Origin of the sequence: Microbacterium sp. STF-2 (genome assembly GCF_034650155.1) — a bacterium.
Taxonomy (GTDB): domain Bacteria; phylum Actinomycetota; class Actinomycetes; order Actinomycetales; family Microbacteriaceae; genus Microbacterium; species Microbacterium maritypicum_A.
Window position 1 is genome coordinate 1,070,641 of the sequence record NZ_JARKMW010000001.1, and the last position, 19,739, is coordinate 1,090,379.

At 68.0% G+C, this 19,739-nt stretch carries 15 protein-coding genes; 3 read left to right on the top strand and 12 right to left on the bottom strand.

From position 1 onward, the window contains the following. Positions 1-59: 59 nt before the first annotated feature. From MicroSTF_RS05130 to MicroSTF_RS05140, 3 genes are all read right to left on the bottom strand, one after another. Positions 60-1,196 (bottom strand): acyltransferase, encoded by a 1,137-nt coding sequence (locus MicroSTF_RS05130; protein WP_322954049.1) that lies wholly within the window; start codon positions 1,194-1,196, stop codon positions 60-62. A 132-nt stretch (positions 1,197-1,328) separates the two neighbouring features. Next, positions 1,329-4,124 (bottom strand): hypothetical protein, encoded by a 2,796-nt coding sequence (locus MicroSTF_RS05135; protein WP_029266781.1) that lies wholly within the window; start codon positions 4,122-4,124, stop codon positions 1,329-1,331. 134 nt (positions 4,125-4,258) lie between these two features. Next, positions 4,259-5,332, bottom strand: a complete 1,074-nt coding sequence (locus MicroSTF_RS05140; protein ID WP_315069197.1) for a glycosyltransferase — start codon at positions 5,330-5,332, stop codon at positions 4,259-4,261. Between the two features lie 122 nt (positions 5,333-5,454). Between MicroSTF_RS05140 and MicroSTF_RS05145 the strand changes: the two genes are divergently transcribed. Together MicroSTF_RS05145 and MicroSTF_RS05150 are read left to right on the top strand one after the other, a co-directional pair. Next, entirely contained in the window at positions 5,455-7,218 is a 1,764-nt protein-coding gene (locus MicroSTF_RS05145; RefSeq protein WP_322954052.1) for a DUF4012 domain-containing protein, read from the top strand. 143 nt (positions 7,219-7,361) lie between these two features. Beyond that, entirely contained in the window at positions 7,362-7,946 is a 585-nt protein-coding gene (locus MicroSTF_RS05150; RefSeq protein ID WP_021200307.1) for a hypothetical protein, read from the top strand. A gap of 209 nt (positions 7,947-8,155) precedes the next feature. Here MicroSTF_RS05150 and MicroSTF_RS05155 read toward each other — a convergent pair whose 3' ends face one another. From MicroSTF_RS05155 to MicroSTF_RS05180, 6 genes are all read right to left on the bottom strand, one after another. Beyond that, positions 8,156-9,610 (bottom strand): LCP family protein, encoded by a 1,455-nt coding sequence (locus tag MicroSTF_RS05155; protein WP_322954056.1) that lies wholly within the window; start codon positions 9,608-9,610, stop codon positions 8,156-8,158. Beyond that, entirely contained in the window at positions 9,607-10,074 is a 468-nt protein-coding gene (gene purE / locus MicroSTF_RS05160; protein WP_036271441.1) for a 5-(carboxyamino)imidazole ribonucleotide mutase, read from the bottom strand. Before purE ends, MicroSTF_RS05155 begins: the two co-directional genes overlap by 4 nt. A 141-nt stretch (positions 10,075-10,215) precedes the next feature. Continuing rightward, complete coding sequence (locus MicroSTF_RS05165; RefSeq protein WP_322954058.1) at positions 10,216-11,340, bottom strand: 5-(carboxyamino)imidazole ribonucleotide synthase; 1,125 nt, start codon at positions 11,338-11,340, stop codon at positions 10,216-10,218. Positions 11,341-11,455: 115 nt separating this feature from the next. Next, a complete protein-coding gene (locus tag MicroSTF_RS05170) occupies positions 11,456-11,959 on the bottom strand; it encodes a PH domain-containing protein (RefSeq protein ID WP_172889180.1) in 504 nt (167 codons plus the stop codon). Positions 11,960-12,045: 86 nt separating this feature from the next. Further along, positions 12,046-12,816, bottom strand: a complete 771-nt coding sequence (locus MicroSTF_RS05175) for a biotin--[acetyl-CoA-carboxylase] ligase (protein WP_315069207.1) — start codon at positions 12,814-12,816, stop codon at positions 12,046-12,048. Positions 12,817-12,818: 2 nt separating this feature from the next. Next, positions 12,819-14,099: a CDP-glycerol glycerophosphotransferase family protein gene (locus MicroSTF_RS05180; protein ID WP_315069209.1), complete on the bottom strand. Its 1,281-nt coding sequence runs from the start codon at positions 14,097-14,099 to the stop codon at positions 12,819-12,821. A 117-nt stretch (positions 14,100-14,216) separates the two neighbouring features. On the opposite strand from MicroSTF_RS05180, the gene MicroSTF_RS05185 reads away from it, so the two are divergent. Next, positions 14,217-15,290 carry a glycosyltransferase family 2 protein gene (locus tag MicroSTF_RS05185; protein WP_029266771.1) on the top strand — a complete coding sequence of 358 codons (1,074 nt, stop codon included), beginning with the start codon at positions 14,217-14,219 and terminating at the stop codon, positions 15,288-15,290. A 93-nt stretch (positions 15,291-15,383) separates the two neighbouring features. Here MicroSTF_RS05185 and MicroSTF_RS05190 read toward each other — a convergent pair whose 3' ends face one another. From MicroSTF_RS05190 to MicroSTF_RS05200, 3 genes are all read right to left on the bottom strand, one after another. Next, positions 15,384-16,820 (bottom strand): CDP-glycerol glycerophosphotransferase family protein, encoded by a 1,437-nt coding sequence (locus MicroSTF_RS05190; RefSeq protein ID WP_322954064.1) that lies wholly within the window; start codon positions 16,818-16,820, stop codon positions 15,384-15,386. After that, positions 16,817-18,070, bottom strand: a complete 1,254-nt coding sequence (locus tag MicroSTF_RS05195; RefSeq protein WP_322954066.1) for a CDP-glycerol glycerophosphotransferase family protein — start codon at positions 18,068-18,070, stop codon at positions 16,817-16,819. The genes MicroSTF_RS05190 and MicroSTF_RS05195 overlap by 4 nt, the downstream gene beginning before the upstream one ends. Positions 18,071-18,118: 48 nt before the next feature. Further along, on the bottom strand, positions 18,119-19,739 hold a 1,621-nt coding region (locus MicroSTF_RS05200; protein ID WP_322954068.1), incomplete at its 5' end, for a S1C family serine protease.

Sequence of the window (19,739 nt, forward strand, 5' to 3'; positions counted from 1 at the left end):
CGTCATGGCGCTCCCCGGTGGTGGGCCGGCGATCTTCTCAGCGTCGACTACCACGTCGATCATGCTGCGAGAACGGACCGATCCTCAGCGCGGATACGCTGCGCGACGTGGCGGGACAGTCTGTGCGCGCCCTTCTCCACCAGGTAATAGAACGCGACGGCGACAGCGAGGCTCAGGACGATCTGGACGATCGTGGTGCGCTGGCCCGGCCCCAACAGGAAGAGCATCCCGATCACGATCGGTCCATGGGTGAGATACAGGCTGAAGGAGATCTTCCCGAGCGCAACGAAGGGCTTCAGCTGGAGTAGTGACCGCAGCGGGGTCCAGAGCATGACAACGACGAGCAGCAACACGATCCCCGTAAGTTTGGAAACAGTGAACAGGCTCGCGAAGAGGTTCGTGCTCCAATAGGATTCACGGTCGATGACGAAGTCGAACGTGTAAGAAGCCGTGATGAGGCAGACGGCCAGGACGAAGAGGGACGCCCACGCGACGTTCCCGCCGAATGTCGTGGAACGCAGCCCCGTGAATCGCTCGGCGATCCTCTCCCAGTGGTAGCCCAGTACCGCTCCGATCAGGAACATGGGCATGTAGAGGAGGAACATCGAGCCGGTCCACACACTGGCGATCGATGCGATGAGACCGAGTGACGCGCAGATCCAGGGGAACCGGCGCGCGAGCAGCACGGCCACGGGCAGCAGAAGGGAGAACAACACCTCCCACTGCAGGGACCAGAGAGGGACGTTGGCGATGCTCGTACCCGTCAGCAGCGTCGCGTCTTCGAGCGCACTCTCGACGGTGTACGTCGTGGGCAGTCCGATGACCATCCGATGGAACTCAGGGCTGGAGACATGCGGAATGAGCCAGAAGACCATCGCCGTCACCAGCACCGAACCGATGACGGGGAGGTAGAGGCGGATGATACGGCTGGGATAGTAGGCGTCCCAACGGTATCCGGGTCGCGCCGCTGAACGAACCAGCACGAATCCCGACAGCGCGAAGAACAACCACACCGCTTCCGGCCCCGCGGTGATGATCCGCAACGGCGAGTAGATCAGAGCATTGTTCCAGAAGCCCTCGACCGGGAGAAGCTCCGCGCCGTCGAAGAACGCCGGGATCGACGCAGCGGTGGCGTGATAGAGGAGGACCGCAAGTGCGGCCAGCCCACGGAGGGAGTCGAGTTCGGTCTTACGCACGTCCGTCTTTCTGGATGGTGGATGCCCGATGGAGTCTAACCACAGCGGGGCGGCGAGGAGGCCGCCCCCGAAAGGTTCGGGAGCGGCCTCCTCAGCGTCGGCACGTTGCTGTCGCGGCGGATCAGCGGCAGGTCACGGCACTCTCACCGTGGAGCACACGATCAGAGGATTGCCGCCTGCTCCGTTGTTGATCGCATAGACGCAAACCTGGTTCGATCCGGACGGCATCGCGACCGACTTGCTGAAACCGTGGCGCGAGCCGGCGCCCGGGTAGGCAGCCCCGACATCGGGGCGTTCGCCATCGGCCAGGAAACTCGTGCCGACCCCGTTGACGTAGACGTGCACCTGGATAGGGTCCGTCGTATCGGGATCGAACGCCCAGCCGGTGAGGGTCGCGCCTCCGGCACCCGGCACAATGCTCTCGACGAAACCGACGGGCGCGCGGCCCTTGTCGACGATCACGGGGGCGCTCACCTTCACGGTGGAACAGACGACCAACGGGTTGCCACCGCTCCCCGTGTTGATCGCATAGACGCACACCTGATGACTCCCCTCCGACATCGGGAAGAACTCGGTGAAGCCGGTATTCGGCCCCGCGCCGGGATACGACTTCGCGACATCTGGTCTGGGCTTGTCCGCAAGAAGGGCCTTGCCCACACCGTCCACGTAGACGTGCACCTGGATCGGATCGATCGTGTCGGGATCAAACGCCCAACCGCTGACGGTCGCGCCGCCGTTCACCGGGGCGATACTCTCGACGAAACCGAGGGGTACACGCCCCATGTCCACGGACGCGGTGACCCTCACGCTGGTGCAGGAGACCAGCGGATTGCCACCGGCGCCGTTGTTGATCGCGTACACGCAGACCTGGTGGGTTCCCATCGACATCGGAACGAACTCGCTGAATCCGGTACGTGGCCCTGCTCCCGGGTAGGAAGCAGCGACATCTGCGCGGGCCTTGTCTGCGAGGTAGGCCTTGCCCACGCCATCGACGTACACGTGCACCTGGATGGGATCAGTCGTGTCCGGATCGAAAGCCCATCCCGTGACCGTCGCGCCGCCGGCCCCCGGCACGATGCCCTCAACGAACCCCTTCGGCACTCGCCCCTGATCGACAGGCGACGTCACCTTCACGGTCGAGCACACGATCAGCGGATTGCCGCCCGCACCGTCATTGATCGCGTACACGCAGACCTGGTGCGATCCCACGGACATCGACACGAACTCGTTGAATCCGTGGCGTGAGCCCATCGCGGGATATGCCGCCCCGAAATCGGGTCGATCCTTGTCCGCACGGTAGTTCTTGGCGACGCCGTCCACCTCTATGCGGATATCGATCGATGCTGTCGTGTCCGGGTCGTACGCCCACCCCGAGATCGTGGCGCCTCCGGGACCCGCGGCCATGCTCTCGACGTGTCCGATCGGAGCACGCCCCGGGTCCTTCGCCGGGGGCACCGTCACAGTGGCGCACCCGAGCAGCACGTTTCCACCGTTACCGACGTTGATGCCGTATGCGCACACGGACTGTTGCCCTGCGGGCGCGGTGATGGTCGCGCCGAACCCGTGAGCATTGCCGTAGAGCGGGTACTGATCGCGCACATCGTTCCGCGGCCGGCTCGCGACCAGCGCGGTCGCCGAGGACCCCACGTAGACATGGACTCCGATCGAGCCCGCGGTATCGGGGTCGAGAGCCCAGCCAGACACCTCTACCCCGCCGGCGACGCCGGCCACGGCCTCCAGCGCCCCCACGGGCGGACCGGTCTTGCCGATGACTTCCTCACAGCGGAGAGTAGAGTTTCCGCCCGCCCCGACATTGATCCCGTAGACGCAGATCCGGATACCGCCCGACGCGGAAGTGGGAATCCTGACGTCGAACCCGTGCTTGCTCCCCTTGCCGGGGTACGACGCTCCGACATCGGGGCGGTCTCCGTCCGCCGTGTAGGCGTAGCCGGCCGACCCCACGTACACGTGCACGCCGATGCTCTCCGCAGAGTTGGGGTCCAACGCCCAACCGCGCACCCGATACTCACCGGGGAGTGCCTCGATCGACTCCACGACCCCGATCGGATCATCCCTCGGCCCCTGGGTCGGGCCGAACCAGTCGGTGAAGTAGTTGTAGAAGTTGCGGTTGCCGTATGCCGAACAGCCGTCCCCCTCTCCGTACCCGGCGCGCAGCGCCGCGGCATTGGGCTGATAGGGGGTGTAGTAATAGAGCGCCGACGTCGCCTTGTTCGCGATGTACACCGGCGAGCTGCCGCAGTTCGCGTTGGGGTTGTAGAGGATGTTCCAGGTCTTGCCGGGCGCGTACCACTGGAACCACTTGCCCTCCATGTAGATCTGCATCTGACGCGCGGCACCGTAGATCTGGTGGAAGAAGCCGATGTAATTCGGATCGCAGGGCGCCGTGTCAGGGCAGCCCTGTCCCAACGCGATGTTGTAGCGCCACGCGCTCGGCCAGGTGTGGGTGATGAGGCCCTGCTCCTTCTGGAGCATGACGATCAGCACCTGCGGGTTGATGTTGCACGACTGGGCGACGCGGTAGATGATCCTCGCGGCCGACTCATTGGCCGCGCCGGTATAGCCCTTGCAATAGGCGTCGGCCGGGCGGGTGACGGAGGTGATCGAGAAGTCCTTGATGCAGACGTAGCCACTCTGACAGCTCGAAACCTTGCTGTTGAAGAACGCCTGGATCTGCGCCTCCGTCATCGTTCCCGCGTTCGTGAAGACCGCATCGCTGATGATGTTTCCCGCATCGAATCCGGCCAGCGTCGTCTTCACCATCCCGGCGGAGACAGGATCGGCGGCTGCTCGCGTGACGCTCGTGCCGCTCGCCAAGACGGATGCGGTTGCGGCGGTGGCGGGGACCACAGTGCCGATGACAAGGGCGAAGGCAGCGAGGAAACAGGTGAGGAGTCGGGGGAACCTCATGGTGTTTCGCGAGCGTGGGGCACGTCGAGACATGTGACCAGTGTGACGGAAGTTGCGGGATGATGCCACTGTTACACACTTTGCGCCACAACTTTTCGGCGTGTCGCCCGTATGCGCAGGTTGCTCTCAGCGAATCACAAGTCGGCGTGCAGGCCCCAGAGGCGTTCCGCCGAGCTCGCCCAGGAGAACGCGCGGGACCGATCGGCGGCAAGCACTCGGAGTCTCTCCGCCGCTCCCCCAGCCGCCTCCACCACGGCGTCGGAGATCTCCCTGGACGGGACGAGAATCCCTCCGTCGGCGATGACGTCGTGGTGCGAGCCGCTGGAGACAGCCACCACCGGGATACCCAGCACCATGGCCTCGACTGCACGCCACGGCCACCCCGCCACGGCCTCGGTCGCCACGAAAACAGCGGCCCTGTCCAGAACCGCCGCGCGGTCCTCGACGCTCAGCCTTCCTCTCACGTGCGCACGCCGCTCGGGAAGACCTGCAGCCGACGCCGCGTCGGCGTAGCGAGGTTCCGCACCGTCGGGAGCATCGACGATGACAGCGTCCAGACCAGCGGCCGCCGCGCCTCGGAACCCGTCGGACAGGTTCGCGGGAGATCCGCTCAGGACCACGTACTCATCCGGTAGCGAGAGAGCATGGCGACGTGCGGCGGCATCACGGGGAACGTCGAATCCCTGCGGCGGTGCGCCCGCGATCACCCGCACGCGGTCGCCGATCTTCGCCAGCTCCGAAAGACGCTCGGCAACGGCGTGAGACGGCACCACCACCGCGTCGGCATGTCTCACAGCTCGACGGAGCATGCCTCGCTGCCAGGCCGCATTCCCCTTGGACAGCAGCTCCGGCGCATCCCAGGCTCGCAGATCCCACACCGTGACCGTGGTCTGGTGGTTGTCGTGCACCCGATCATGGCGCACAAGGGGCGCCATCAGCGTCGGCGAATGGATGAGTCCGCCGCCGACACCCGGAGCGATCCCGAGCTGCCAGGCTGCGGCGAGTTCACGACGCCCCATCCCGAGCGTGCGGATGTCCCCTATTCCCGCCACAGGCACGGACGCGCCGGCCGGAACGATGGCGTCCACGGCGCAACCGGAGGGGGCGGTCGCGACCAGGCCGGCGGTGATTCCCACCGCGGCGTCCGCGTGATCGGCCTCGACGACATCCACGAGCTGATCCAGAACAACACGCAGTCGAGCACCCATGCACACAGGCTATCCCCGCTGTGCCGCTCCCCCCGTGAGGTCAGCGCCCGCGCCGCCGTAGTGTCAGCGTTCGCACAGTTTTCGCCCACCACGGCCGCAGCGGTTCATGCTTGAATGCTCGGGTGAGCGATGGTCGACTTCCCGTCCGGCGCCGATGGATCGGGTGGACCGTCGGCATTCTGCTGACCCTTCTCCTCATCGCCGTCGGCTGGGTCACCGTCCGCGGGATCGGCGCCGTGAACGACCTTCAGCAGGTCGCGAAGGGTGCCTCGCAGCTGAAGGCCTCGATCGCTACCGGTGATCTCGACGGCGCGAGGCCGATCGCGCGGAGCATCGCTCACAATGCGGAATCCGCGCACGCCCTGACCTCCGACCCGGTGTGGCACGCTTTCGGCGCCCTCCCCTGGATCGGACCGAACTTCAGCGCTGTGAGCGACATCGCCGAGATCGCCGACGAAGTGTCGAACGACGCCCTCACGCCGCTCCTGGATGTTGCCGCGGACTTCGACCTGGCGAGCCTCGGCTTCGCCGGCGGAACCATCGACCTCGCACCGTTCGCCGAGATCGCCGGCCCGCTCGGCGCCGCGGACACGGCGCTCGGCACCGCGGAGTCGAAGGGCAGACGCATCGACGCGGACGCCACGCTCCCGCCCCTCGCCGATGCCATCCGCACCATGCGTTCATCGGTCCACGAGGCGGCGACCGTCGTCGGCTCGCTCCACGGCGCCGCCGTGCTGCTGCCGACGATGCTCGGCGGCGAAGGCCCGCGCAACTATGTGCTCGCGATGCAGAACAACGCGGAGCTGCGATCCTCGGGCGGGATCATCGGATCGATCGCCCTGCTGCATGCCGAGGGCGGCAAGATCACGCTTCAGACCCAGGCATCGACTCGGGACTTCCCTCCGCTGGAGACCGCCCTGCCCCTCAGCGACTCCACGATCGCCCTGTTCGAGGATCGCCCGGGCCGATATCTGCAGAATCTCACCAGCATCCCTGATTTCCGTGAGGCCGGCGCCGCCATCGCCGCACGGTGGCAGGGACGGTTCGGCGGGACCGTGGACGGCGTCATCGCCGTGGACGCCGTCGTCGCGAAGCATCTGATCGCCGCGACCGGAGATCTCACCTTCGGCCCCTTCACGGCCACGTCCGAGAACATCACCGACATCCTCCTGTCGGAGATCTACGCGGCCGTCCCCGATCCCGCGGTACAGGACGAGATCTTCGCTCAGGCCGCTGGAGCCCTGTTCGGTGCCGCCCTGTCCCGCGCGGAACCGCGCGCACTGCTCGGAGCTCTCTCTGACTCGGCGGCCGAGGGGCGCATTCGCATCTGGAGCGCCCACGAGCCCGAGGAGACCGTGCTCGCGGCCTCCGCCCTGGGCGGGACGATCCCCGACGACACCTCCGATACGACCTCCGTCGGGGTGCTGATGAACGACACCACCGGCGGCAAGATGGACTACTACACCCGCGCCGCCATCTCGACATCGGTCGGCACCTGCCAGGGAACACCGACCACGCAGGTGCGGGTGACGTGGACGAACACAGCCCCCGCCGACGCCGCGACCACCCTGCCCGCCTACGTCACGGCCGATGGCTTCTACGGCGTACCGGCAGGAACGGTGCGCACTCTGATCGCCGTATACGGCCCCGAGGGGTCGACACCGTCGCATATCGATCGGGACGGCGCAGAGGAGGGCGTGCAGACGGCGATGATCGGGGGTCGATCGGCGGTGCAGCACGAGGTCTCCCTCGCGCCCGGAGAATCGACCACGATCACGATCGAGTTCCAGGGCACCGGCGCAGGTGAGCGTCTCACGGAAGTGCTGCACACCCCGCTGATCGACACCCCCGTCACGACTCGATCACCGCTCCGATGCGCTTCGTGACATTAACAGCTCGATAGGGTACTGTCGACTCACTGGGGAATATCTGACGTCCGCAATCCTGCCGTGGGGGCAGGACGACGTCACGCAGTTGGATGCAGGGGTGTATCCAAAGGCGATTCCGCGTGAAATTCTGGGGAGAAATCATGCTGAAGAAACTGGCTGCCATCAGCCTTGCCGCCGGCGCGCTCGTACTCGTCGCGCCCACCGTCGCAACCGCTGCGCCGACGGTTCCGTCCGCGTCGTCCGACTCGTATCCGACGCCTCCCGGCGCCAAGGTCGGCGATCCGATCATCGACATCTGCGAAGCCTCGACGATCGTGTTCGGACCGGGCTACTTCCTGCCGTCCGAGAACGTGAACGTTTCGGTTTCCGGCTACAACGCAGGGAAAGCCGCGGTCTCCGGCAACACCGCTGCCGGAGACGGCAGCCTGACGCTCACGTTCCGTCCGCCGTCCGACGGAGAGGGCTCCTACGCCGTCGCCTTCAACGGCTCGCGTGCGTACACGGCGACGATCACGGTCTCGCACGGCCACGATGCTGCCGTGAGCTGCGACCACGATCCTGGAGTCGCGGCCGCAGGTTCTGAGCTGCCGCTCACCGGCGGGGGTATCGAGCTGGCCCTCACGGGCGGGAACGTCTCGCCGTGGATCCTCGGCGGCGGAGCAGCTGCGCTGGTCGCCGGCGGAGCACTCGTCGCGGTCGGAGCTGCACGCCGCAAGCGCGCCTAGGTCCGGCTGCCGCCTCGTGCGGTGGTCGACTGGACGACGGTGATCCCTCCCCCTCCGATCACCGTCGTCTGGTGCATCCGGTGGAACCCACCGGAAGCCCACGGCCGCTCTCCTTCGGGAGGCGACCGTGGGCTTTGTCATGCGCACTGACCTCGCGCTCCAGCGGGCACGGACCCGCACAGAATTCCGCCGCTCCGGGACACCCGGGGTCACGGCTCAGGAGTCGGCGTCTCCGTCGGAGGATGCAGCTTCTGCTGGATCATCTCGTGGATGAATGCGTAGTCGGGCTGGTGCTCGTCCACGCCGGTCTCGGGTGTGAGTTCGATCGAGGTGACCGGTTGCTCCTTGGCCTTGAGCATCAGATCGAAGAACTCCGGGAGCTTGTCGGAGGGAAGGTCGGTGCTGATCAGCGCCGTCCCCGCCGCGGCCACCTCGTTGAAACGCGTGAGAACCGTCTGCGGGGTGAACTGCGCCAGAATCGCGGCCTGCAGCTCTCTCTGACGCTTCATGCGATCCCAGTCGCTGGTGGTGTACCGCGAGCGGGCGTACCACTGCGCCGTATCGCCATCCATGCGCTGCTTGCCGGGCTCGATCCATCCGATAGCCCACTCGTTCACATCGCTGCCCGTCCATCCCTCCGGCGGGCCGCCCTTCGGCAGACGCTCGGTGACGTCGATCTCCACGCCGCCCAGAGCGTCGACGAGCTCTGCGAAGCCGTGCATGTCGACGAAGACGTAGTACGGGATCTCGATTCCGAGAACTCCCTCCGCCGCGTCCTTCGTCGCCTCGATCCCGGGTTCCGAGCCGTTGGCCTTGGCATCCGGATAGAGGCCGGTGCCACCATCCTCTCGACAGACCTCCGCGGCGTTGCGTACATGGTTCATCCAGCCGTTCCAGCCGCAGGTCGATGAGCCATGGCCTTCGAACCCGTTCGGATACAGCTCCTGCATCGGACTGCCGTCGCTGAACGGCGCATTCGGAAGCTCTCGCGGGATACCGGTGATCGTGACAGCCCCGGTGTCGGCGTTCACGGAGACCACCGAGATGCTGTCGAACCGCATCGAATCGCGCCCGTCACCACTGTCGGCGCCGAGGAGAAGGATGTTGTAGTAGCCGTCGCTGGGCTGCACGCTCGGTCCGCTCTGTCCGAAGATCGAGCCGATCGTGTTGCGCACCGATCCGACGGCGGTCGCAGCGTAGCCTGCGCCGCCTCCCACGAGTCCCAACAGCACCAACGCGACGACCGGGATGGCGAATCGGGACGGCCCAGGCACTTTCACGAGTCGCACCAGGCGGAGAGTGTCGAAGGTGAGCACGGCCCAGAGCACGACGTACCCCACCAGCAGCACCTGCACGATCGTCAGGACCACGGCGGAGAAGAACCCGCCACCGATCGTGAGCCAGAGCAGGACAGGGCGGGCGAAGAGCGCGAGGCCCAGTGCCACGATCGCGAGGAACCAGGAGAGCAACGTGGCACCGAGACCGAATCGCCCGAGGCGACGGTTGCCGGCGAGCACCTGCGCGGAGCCCGGAACCAGGAGGTTCACCGCGATCAGCCACCACCCGCGTTTGACCATCGTCCCCGAATCGCCGGGATCAGGATGCCGCAGCGGCCGGGTCTCGATGAGCGGGCGCCGTGTTGCGCGCGGAGGCGCAAGAGTCACAGTGAACCCTTCAGCCGTTCGTTCTTCTCCTCGACCTGCGCCTCGAGCGCACGTGCGTACTCCTCGACGCTATCGGCGAGAGCCTCATCCGACGTTCCGAGAATCCGCGCGGCCAGCAGACCGGCGTTGCGCGCCCCGCCGATGGACACGGTCGCCACCGGGATGCCCGCGGGCATCTGCACGATCGACAGCAGGGAATCCATGCCGTCGAGATATGCGAGCGGCACCGGCACGCCGACGACGGGAAGCGGTGTCATGGAGGCGAGCATCCCGGGCAGATGGGCGGCTCCCCCGGCACCGGCGATGATGACGCGGATGCCGCGTGAACGCGCGTCGCGCGCGTACGACATGAGCTTGTCGGGTGTGCGGTGCGCGGAGACGACCTCCACCTCGTGGGGGATCCCGAAATCCGTGAGCGCCTGAGATGCATCGCTCATCACGCGCCAGTCGGAGTCGGATCCCATCACGACGCCGACCAGGGGCTCGGCGGAAGAGTGCAGTGGCTCGGTCACCAGATCAGGGTATGGTCTGCCGCTGTGAGATTCCCCGAACGGCACACCACTTGCCGCGCATGTGTCGGCGAAGAGCCGCCACATGCGATCTGATCAGACGAAGTGCGCGGCGACGGCACGGGCGACGTAGACCGCATCGTCGAGATCATCGTCTGCAACGTTCACGTGGCCGACCTTCCGACCGGGCCGGGGCGCCTTCCCGTAGGTATGGATCTTCGCCTGCGGGTGCTCAGACATCGCGGCCCCGAAGCGCTCGTCCAACGTCCCTTCGGCCGGGCCGCCGAGGATGTTCACCATCACTGACCACGCGGCGCGCGGCGCGGTGCTCCCGAGAGGAAGATCGGCGACCGCCCGCAGATGCTGTTCGAACTGGCCGGTGACGGCGCCGTCCTGACTCCAGTGGCCGCTGTTGTGCGGACGCATCGCGAGCTCGTTGACGAGTATCCGCTCGTCGTCGGTCTCGAACAGCTCGACCGCCAGCATGCCCGTCACGCCCAGACCTTCCGCGATGGTGCGACCGATCGACTCCGCGACCTCCACCAAACGCTCGGTCGCTGCAGGAGCCGGGGCGATGACCTCGGCACATACCCCGTCGCGCTGAACGGTCTCGACGACGGGGTAGGCGACGATCTCGCCGCCGACGCCACGCGCCACCTGCTGGGCGAGCTCACGCACGAAGGGGACGAGCTCCTCGACGAGCAGGGCGTCTCCGTCGGCGAGCGCCGCCAGCCAGTCCTGTGCCTCCTCCGCCGCACGCACGACCCGCACGCCTTTGCCGTCATAGCCTCCGCGTGGCGTCTTCACCACGCCTGCTCCGGCGTGCTCGTCCAGGAAGGCCTGCAGGTCGGCGGCGGTGCGCACAGCCGCCCATTCGGGCTGAGGGATCCCCAGCTCTGCGAGGCGCGCGCGCATCACGAGCTTGTCCTGGGCGTACTGGAGCGCATCCGGCCCCGGGTGCACGGAGACGCCGTCCGCGACCAGCTGTCGGAGAACGTCCTGCGGCACGTGCTCATGGTCGAAGGTCACGACATCGACGCCGGCCGCGAAAGCCCGCACCGTATCAAGATCGCGGTAGTCGCCCACGGCGGTGGACGCCAGCTCGGCAGACATCCCCTCCCCCTCTGCGAGCACCCGCAGTTCGATCCCGAGCTCGACCGCCGGAGCGATCATCATCCGGGCCAGCTGTCCTCCGCCGATCACGCCAACACGCAACGCCATGTGCCGCCTCCATTCGTCTGCACCCATTCTTCCGCACGCGACCGGGCGCGCACGACCGGTTGCCGATGGGCGTCGCCGGCGCCGGCTCGCTCCGCGGCATGCCCGGCGAGGGAACTCAGTCGCCGACGGCCTGCGCGTCGCGGTGGGCGAGGATCTGCCCGACCTCGATCTGGTCGGCAAGAGTCTCGTGCACCAGAGTCACGTTCGGCACGTTCGGCAGTCGCAGCGGCGCGTCGACGCCGTTCGAGAGGGTGATCGTGCCCGACCCCCACAACCGCTGCAAGGGCCCCCGCCGAACGGCGATCGTGTAGCCCCGGGCATGCGACATCTCATGGCGCCGACGAGAACCGATCCCCTGGCGGACGATGACCCGCCGCGTCGTGACGGTGGTGCTCCGCGAGTACCAGACGATGAACGGCAGCACGACGGCGAACAGCAACAGCGCACCCGCCGCGGCGAGGAGCATCCAGTCCTCGAACCCCGCCGGGAGGTTGCCGAAGAAGTATGCCGTCGCCCCGAAGGTGGCGATGAGGACGAGAGCCGACCAGAACAGCCGACGTGCGTGGCTTCGGAAGCGCGCGATCAACAGCTCCTCCGAAGGCGTACCGGGCGGCGGCATCAGGGGCCGCCCGCCGAGCGTCACAGGCTGGGTCACCCCACCATTGTGCCCGTGATCTGCGACAAAGCCGTCTGTGCGGCGGCGTGTCAGCTTCCGGCCGGGCGCACGTGCACGACATCCCCCGCAGAGATCGCGTGCTCGAGACCTTCGGATTCGACGAGAAGACGACCGTCCGGGTCGATCGCCGTCGCCACTCCTTCGAGAGAGCGTCCAGCCGGCAGCGATACCCGCACCGTCTGCCCGAGAGTCGCGCACCGCGCCGACACGGCGCCGTGCAGACCGCTCACGACCGCGTTCTCCGTGACGGTCAGCGCGGAGAGGAGGCCGTCGAGTCTCTCGAGGTAGCTGGAGAGCAGGAGATCGTCGTCCGCGACGGCGCCGAGTGCGGCGAACGACGTGGCCGACGTCACGGGAAGCTGCTCGGCCGTCATGGCGGTGTTCACGCCGGCGCCGAGAACGACGGCGTCCGTCGTCGCTTCCGCGAGGATGCCGCAGATCTTGCGTCCATCCACGAGGACATCGTTCGGCCACTTCACGGCGACGTCGTGCGTCGGAAGCTGCTCAGCGATCGCCTCCGCCAGGGCCACCCCTGCGGCGAGCGGAATCCACCCGCGCGCGGCAGGATCGGCGGGAAGCGCCCGAAGCAGGACCGAGACGGCGATGGCCGCGCCCGCGGGTGCCGTCCAGGTGCGGTCGAGGCGGCCACGTCCGGCCGTCTGGTCGTGCGTGACCAGAACGGCCAGGTGCGGCCACGCGTCGGCATCGGACGCGTGCGCGCGCAGATCGGCGTTCGTGGAGCCGGTGGCACCCACCAGATCGAGACGAGCGGCGATCGCACGCGCGAGGGGGAGCTCCATGATCAGGAGTCCTCGTCGGCTTCCTCGTCGTCGTCGTCCTCGTCGGTTCGAACGGTCCCGACCTCGTGAGCCTGCCAGCGCTCCCACTCCTGCATGAGGCCGTCGACAGCCGCATGGAACTTCGCGGTGGCCACCCCGTGCGTCGTGTCACCGAAATAGTGCTGGACCCACATCCGCAACCGGGCGATCGCAGCCTCATCCGCGCGGACGCGGTCGACCTCGGCCACGATGTCGGCCGCCGCCTCGGCGGTCAACCATTCGCAGTCCGCCAGGTAGCCCTGCGTGTCGATCGATGCCTGCTCGTCGGTCGGACGCGTGATCATCAGCGGCTTCCCCGCCGCAAGCCGGTCGTACACCATCGCGGAGATGTCGACGATCGCGACGTCAGCCGCCGTCAGCTGCCAACCGAGTTCCGGAGCTGCATCGTAGATGTGGTGTGCGTTCGGGTCCGCCGCGTTCGCCGCATGGATCGCAGCCACGATCCGTCGGTGCGCGGCTCCGTACTCCTCGTCGACGACCCCGCTGCGAGGGTGGGGACGGTAGATGACACGGTGGGCGCCGGTCGCGAGCAGGCGAGACACGAGAACCTCGCCGTGCGATGCGATCGAGCCGTAGTGCGCGCTGGGTCGGTCTCCCTCCCACGTCGGCGCGTAGAGCACGACGGTGCGCTCATCGGGAGTGTACGGAAGGGTGCCGGCGTAATGATCGGCCTGCGGGCGACCGATCTCGATCGTGCGGCGGTCGACGTCGTAGTCCCACAGCGTGCGCGAGAGACGATCACGGGCGGCCTGTCCGGCGACGAACGCGTAGTCGTAGGCCTTGTACTGGTTCGTCGTCATGTACATCTTGTCGGACTCGCCGTGGTTGATGAACACGTGCCAACGCCGCCCGTAGCGGAACATCTGGAAGTTCCGAGTGTTCTGGTTCACGTAGAGCACCAGGCGGATGTCCTGGGTCGCGATGAAGCGTTCCATGTCGCGCACCTTCGGCACGAAAGCCACGGGCGGCGAATCCTCCTCGAGCAGCTTCTCGGTCCCGGTCGCCTGGCGGGAGAGCACGACGACGGGCCAGCGCTTCGAGAGCTCGGCGAGCGGGCGGTACCACTGGCGCATCTGGTACATGTTCACCGCGCCGTCGGCGAAGTAGACCGCGACCTTGAAATGATCGGCCGGAAGCGGTTCGCGCTCGGCGAGACGCCGCCGCACACGCTGCACAGCGGTGCGAGACGCGAGCGCCCGCTTCAGCAGACGATATGCCTTCTTCGCGTCAGACAGTGCACCCATCCCTCCAGAATAGTTCGTTCGCGTCGCTTCCTCCGGCTGAGCCCCAGCCACGTACCCGAGGTCTGCCCCTCCCACACCCTCAGGCAACGTCCGTCGACGCCGTGCCATGATCGTCATGTGCCCGCAGACGAATTCCCCACTCCCCGGCCCGGGGTGTCCTTCGTGATGCCGGTGCTCAACGAGCGTGCATACCTCGAACACGCGATCGCGTCGGTGCTCGCACAGGATGTCGACGCTCCCACCGAACTCGTGCTCGCGCTGGGGCCGTCGACGGACGGCACCACCGAGCTCGCGCGACGGCTCGCCGACGCGGACGACCGCATCCGGCTGGTCGACAATCCTGCGGCGCACATCCCCGTCGGCCTGAACGCCGCGATCCGCGCAAGCCGCTACGACACGATCGTGCGCGTGGACGCGCACTCCGAGCTCTCCCCCGGGTACGCCGCTCGGGCGCTGAAGACCCTGGAACGCACCGACTCCGCGAACGTCGGCGGCGTGATGCATGCCGAAGGACGCACCCCCTTCCAGAAGGCCGTGGCGCGTCTGTACAACTCGCCGGTCGGGCTCGGTGGTGGCGCATATCACGGGAGCTCCCAGGAAGGCGAGGCGGAGTCGGCCTACCTCGGCGTGATGCGGCGTGACGTGCTCGACGAGGTCGGGTTGTTCGACGAGACGATTCGACGCGGCGAGGACTGGGAGCTCAACCTCCGGATCCGCCAGGCAGGTCATCGGGTCTGGTTCGACCCCGACCTGTCCGTCACCTACTGGCCACGGGAGAGCTGGCTGCGTCTGGCCCGACAGTTCCGTGCCACCGGAGCCTGGCGGGGCGAGCTCGTTCGGCGGTTCGGACGGAGCAACGGGCTTCGATACTTCGCCCCGCCCGCGCTTGTCGTGGTCGTCGCCCTCGCCGTCCTCGTCGGGGTCCTGCAGGTGACCGGCGTGCTCACCGGGGTGGCCTCGATGGTCGCCTCCCTTCTCGTGTACGGACCGCTCGCCCTCTACCTGCTGCTCATCCTCGGCGTCGCGCTGGCTCCCGGCGGAGGGGGCGTGCGACAGCGGATGTGGACGCTCCTCGTCCTGCCGACGATGCACATCTCCTGGGGTCTGGGCTTCCTCGGCGGCGTGCTCCGGGGAGCCCACGACACCGTGGACGCCTCGCGTCTCGGCACCCGCAACACCCCGCTGCCCTGACCCCCTCACACGGAAACCGTCGAGCTGACGCCCCCGCTGACGAGATCTCTCGCCGGAGGTGTTCCACGCGAGCGTGCTCGCGCCCCGCCGCGCTCAGGCCGTGACGAACCCGAGGTCCAGGATGCGGTCGACCACGCGCCGCGCGGCATGACCGTCGTCGCGAGCGTTGAACTGCTGACGCCAGGCGGCATAGCGATCCGCATACGCCGCCTCATGGCGCTCGTCGTCGAGGGCAGCGGTGAGCTCCTCCTGCGTCCGCACGAGCGGACCGGGCGCCCTCTCCGCGAGATCGAAGTAGAAACCGCGCAGCTGTCCGCGATAGTGATCGATGTCGGGCACCAGGAAGTACATCGGCTTGCCGGTGACGCTGAAGTCGAACATGACCGAGGAGTAGTCGGTGATCAGCGCATCCGCGGCGAGCAGCAGCCGCGCCGTCTCCGGGTAGCCGGTCACATCGATGACCCGTGCACCGGCGAGATCCCGCCCCTGTTCCAGAGTGCGGGAGTGACCGCGAACGAGGACCACGGCGTTCGCCTGGCGTGCCAGAAGCTCCGCGTCGACGAAGTCGACCATCTCGGCGCGATCGTCACGCCAGGTCGGCGCGTAGAGCAGCACCCGCTCATCGGGGCCGATGCCGAGCGCTGCACGGACCGCGACGGGATCACCCGTCGTGAGCGCATCGTTCCTGGGGTATCCCTCCACCCAGATCGGTCGCCCGAAGAAGGCGTACGCCTTCCGGAGGATGCGCTCGGAATACGGGTTCTGCGCCAGCAGGACGTCCCAGCGCCGGGATTCCTTCACGACCGCCGCCATCCGGCGCGGATCGAAACCGGGACGGTGCAGCGCGAGCCGCTTGAGGGGTGTGCCATGCCAGGTCTGGAGCACCTTCTGGCCGGGCTTGCGAGCGAAGCGCCGTCGCAGCCAGTCGTTCACCACGAGCAGTCGAGCGGCTCCGCGTGCGTGCCACCACTGCGGGCTGCCCTCGACGACCGCGATCGCGCCCTCCGGCACCTCGACGGAGAGGTCGACCACACTCCAATACCGTCGCACCTGGGGGGCTCGCGCCGCCAGTTCCCGGTCGATGGCCCGAGGGTTGCAGCCGACGCTGCGTCCGTAGAAGCTCTCGAAGAACACGGCGTTCTCCGTGCCTCCCACCTGTGCGACGTACCTCTCCTCGAGGGTGGATCGTCCTTCCGCCGTCTCGTACACCGGATCGATCGGCGCGGCGATGCGCACGACACCGGCATCGACGGCGATGCGCACCCCGGTGAGCACCACCGGAGCGATGCGCACGCCGTCGAGGTCGGCGCCGGCGATCCGCAGTTCGTAGGAGCCGGTCGGCAGCGGGAGCGAGGGCCCGCCCCAACGCGATGCCTGCAGCGGGAACGTCGCCTTCCAGGTCGCGCCGCCTCCGCTGATACGAGCCTCGACGTGCGACCGCGGTCCGCGCAGGTCGGCCGTCTCCGGTCGCTGACCGGTCCCTTCGATGATCAGGGCCTCCGCCGCGTCATCGATGCGGGCCGTTGTCATACTGCTCCCTTCGGCGCGGGAATCCCCCGTGCGCGGATGACCTGATAGACGCGTTCGGTGTTGCGTCCGTCCCGATACGCGTGCATCTCCGCGCTGAGCGTAGCGGAACGGACGGATGCCCCGTCGCGGACGGCATCGTCTGCGAGGAGGGCGTCGAGCTGCGCGAGCAGTTCCGTCCAGTCAGCGGCAGCATCCGGGCCCGCGACGTCGTCGAACCGACCGTAGAACCCACGGGTGGTGGCGTACTCCTCCGCATCGGGGGCCAGGAAGAGCACCGGCATGCGCAGGAGACCGACGTCGTACGCGAGTGACGAGTAGTCGGTCACGAGCACGTCGAATGCCGCGAGCGCCGGCGTCACGTCCGCCAGCACTGGGGCCCCGAGCGCGCGCACCCGCCTGCTCGGAAGTGGCGGCGCATACCCGCCTTCGCCGAGAGGATGCGAGCGTACGAAAAGGACGGCGTCACGTTCTTCGAGGAGCCGGAGGATGCGGATCCACTCGTCGGCGGTGGGAACCGCCGGGTCGGGGGCACCGTCACGCCAGGTGGGCGCATACAGGATGGAGCGCGCCGTCTGGGGGATCTCTCCCGCCACTGCACGGAGAAGAGTGGATGCCGCCGACCGCACCTCGTCGACCGCACCACGCGAGAGCACGTCGACTCGGGGTTCTCCGGTCACCACCACGCGGTCGCCCCCGAGTCCGAAGGCGGACTCCAGACGCCCTCTCGCGCGGTGCGAAGCCGCGGGGAGCACTCGGATGCGCTGGGCCGCCGCGCGGTAGAGGATGCCGACGGCACGGCGGAGCAGCGCTGCGCCGGGAACATTCGGAACCTGGGTCGTCGCGGGCGAGTCCAGGCCGATGCGCTTCAGGGGGATCCCATGCCAGAGCTGCACCACGAAGGCGCCGCCGTTCGCGTAGCGGTTCACATCGCCGAGCCCGTGCGTCACGACGAGCACCCCGGCCCGCGCTGTGTGCCACCAGCCGCGAAGCCCGCCCTTGCGCGCGGACCGGATGCCGAGCGCCGCCGCATCCCGATCCTCGCGCTCCGACGATGTGAGCCATATCGTGTCGTGGCCGGCCGCCGATGCGAAGCGCTGCAGTGCGAGGGCGCCGTCGCCCACCCCGGCTCCGCAGCCGAAGACCCAGCGCCGACCGCGCGGAAGGAGGACCGTGCCGATGCGTCCGACGGCATACAGCGGGATCCGCAGGAGCTTGGCCGCATTGCCGGTGCCGAAAGAGAAGGACGCCACCCCGCGAGCCTATCGCGGGGTGGCGTCCTTCTCGGCGCGCGGTGGGCTTCAGCCGGCGAGTTCGCCGAGCTTCACCTCGACGTCGTACTGCTTGCCGCCGCGCACGTAGGTGACCTTGGCATCGCTGCCGGCCGCCGCCGCACGCACCTGAGCGGTCAGATCGCTCGCGCTGGTGATCGGGACTCCGTTGAACGTGGTGACGACGTCGCCCTCCTGGATGCCGGCCGCAGCCGCAGCGCCGCCGTCCGTCGCCTTGGCGATGTACGCGCCGGAGACGGTGGCACCCTGCACGCTCGACGCGTCCTGGACCGAGGCACCGAGAAGGCCGTGCGTCGCCGCACCGTCGGCGATGATCTCGTCGGAGACCCGCTTGGCGATGTTCGACGGGATGGCGAAGCCGATGCCGATCGAGCCCGACTCCTCGGAGCTTCCCGAGCTCGCGATCGCCACGTTGATACCGATCAGCTCGCCCTTGCTGTTCACGAGCGCACCACCGGAGTTCCCGTGGTTGATCGCGGCATCCGTCTGGATCACGGCGATCGAGATGGAGTCCGAGGTCTGCGGCGTGCCGCTGCCCGGGATGTCGAACTGGAACGGCCCTTGGCCCTGTCCCTGATCGGGCGTCTGCTGCTGGTTCGGAGCGTCCTCGGAGGACGAGTCGGGCAGAGCGGAGGAAGCGATCTGGATGCTCCGGTTCAGCGCGCTCACGATGCCCGTCGTGACCGAGTTCGCGAGCCCGAGCGGGGCTCCGAGCGCCACCGCGGTGTCGCCGACGTTGAGCTTCGAGGAATCGGCGAAGTCGATCGGGGTGAGCCCCTTGGCATCCTTCAGCTTGATCACGGCCAGATCGTAGATCGGGTCGGTGCCGACCACGGTCGCCTCGAAGATGCGTCCATCGGACGTGGTCACCCGGATCGTCGGATCCGCGACAGCGCCGCCCAGCGTCACGACGTGCGTGTTGGTGAGCACGTAGCCGTCATCGCTGATGATGACACCGGATCCGCTGCCTGCCTGGTCGGAGCCCGCCACCTCGATGGTGACGACGGACGGAAGTGCGGCGGTCGCGACAGCCGTGGTCTCGTTGACGGAACCGGGGTTGTTCACGGTCACCGTCTGCGGCCCGGTCGCCGTGCCCGAGGAGGGCTGGTCCTGGAGCCCGTTCAGCAGAGCGCCTCCGCCGAAACCGGCGACCCCGCCGACCAGAGCGGCCGCGACGATGAAAGCGGCGAACTTCGCGCCGCTACGAGGCTTCTGCTCCTTGGTCTTCGTCCCCTCGCCCGGAAGGCCGGCACCGCCGTCGAGCGGCTGCGTCGGCTGGGTGTACGACGATGCGGTGGGGATGCCGAACGCCGCGCCCTGCGCGGTGGCGGTTGCCGGCGCGGTGGCGGCGGGTGCCGCGTAGCCCTGCGGGACCGGTGCGATCACCGGTGCGGCCGGGGCCTGCGAGGCGAACGTCGACGGCATCTCATGCCCGTGCACCGGCGCAGCGGGCGCCGGCGCGGCCGACGCCGGTGTGACGGGTGCCGGCGCGGCCGACGCCGGCGTGGCGGGCGCCGGTGTGGCGTTGTCAGCGGCGGCATCCGTCGCCGACTGAGCGGCGACCTCTGCGGCCTCGGTGGACGGCACGGCGTCGTTCGACGCGGGTGCCGACTGGTCCTGGGGGTTGTCT

What these genes read in the sequence shown, in the direction of transcription:
- MicroSTF_RS05135 (WP_029266781.1), bottom strand. Translation starts at nt 4,124, where the DNA reads ATGAGGTTCCCCCGACTCCTCACCTGTTTCCTCGCTGCCTTCGCCCTT.
- MicroSTF_RS05140 (WP_315069197.1), bottom strand. Translation starts at nt 5,332, where the DNA reads ATGGGTGCTCGACTGCGTGTTGTTCTGGATCAGCTCGTGGATGTCGTC.
- MicroSTF_RS05150 (WP_021200307.1), top strand. Translation starts at nt 7,362, where the DNA reads ATGCTGAAGAAACTGGCTGCCATCAGCCTTGCCGCCGGCGCGCTCGTA.
- purE (WP_036271441.1), bottom strand. Translation starts at nt 10,074, where the DNA reads ATGGGATCCGACTCCGACTGGCGCGTGATGAGCGATGCATCTCAGGCG.
- MicroSTF_RS05165 (WP_322954058.1), bottom strand. Translation starts at nt 11,340, where the DNA reads ATGGCGTTGCGTGTTGGCGTGATCGGCGGAGGACAGCTGGCCCGGATG.
- MicroSTF_RS05170 (WP_172889180.1), bottom strand. Translation starts at nt 11,959, where the DNA reads ATGCCGCCGCCCGGTACGCCTTCGGAGGAGCTGTTGATCGCGCGCTTC.
- MicroSTF_RS05175 (WP_315069207.1), bottom strand. Translation starts at nt 12,816, where the DNA reads ATGGAGCTCCCCCTCGCGCGTGCGATCGCCGCTCGTCTCGATCTGGTG.
- MicroSTF_RS05180 (WP_315069209.1), bottom strand. Translation starts at nt 14,099, where the DNA reads ATGGGTGCACTGTCTGACGCGAAGAAGGCATATCGTCTGCTGAAGCGG.
- MicroSTF_RS05190 (WP_322954064.1), bottom strand. Translation starts at nt 16,820, where the DNA reads ATGACAACGGCCCGCATCGATGACGCGGCGGAGGCCCTGATCATCGAA.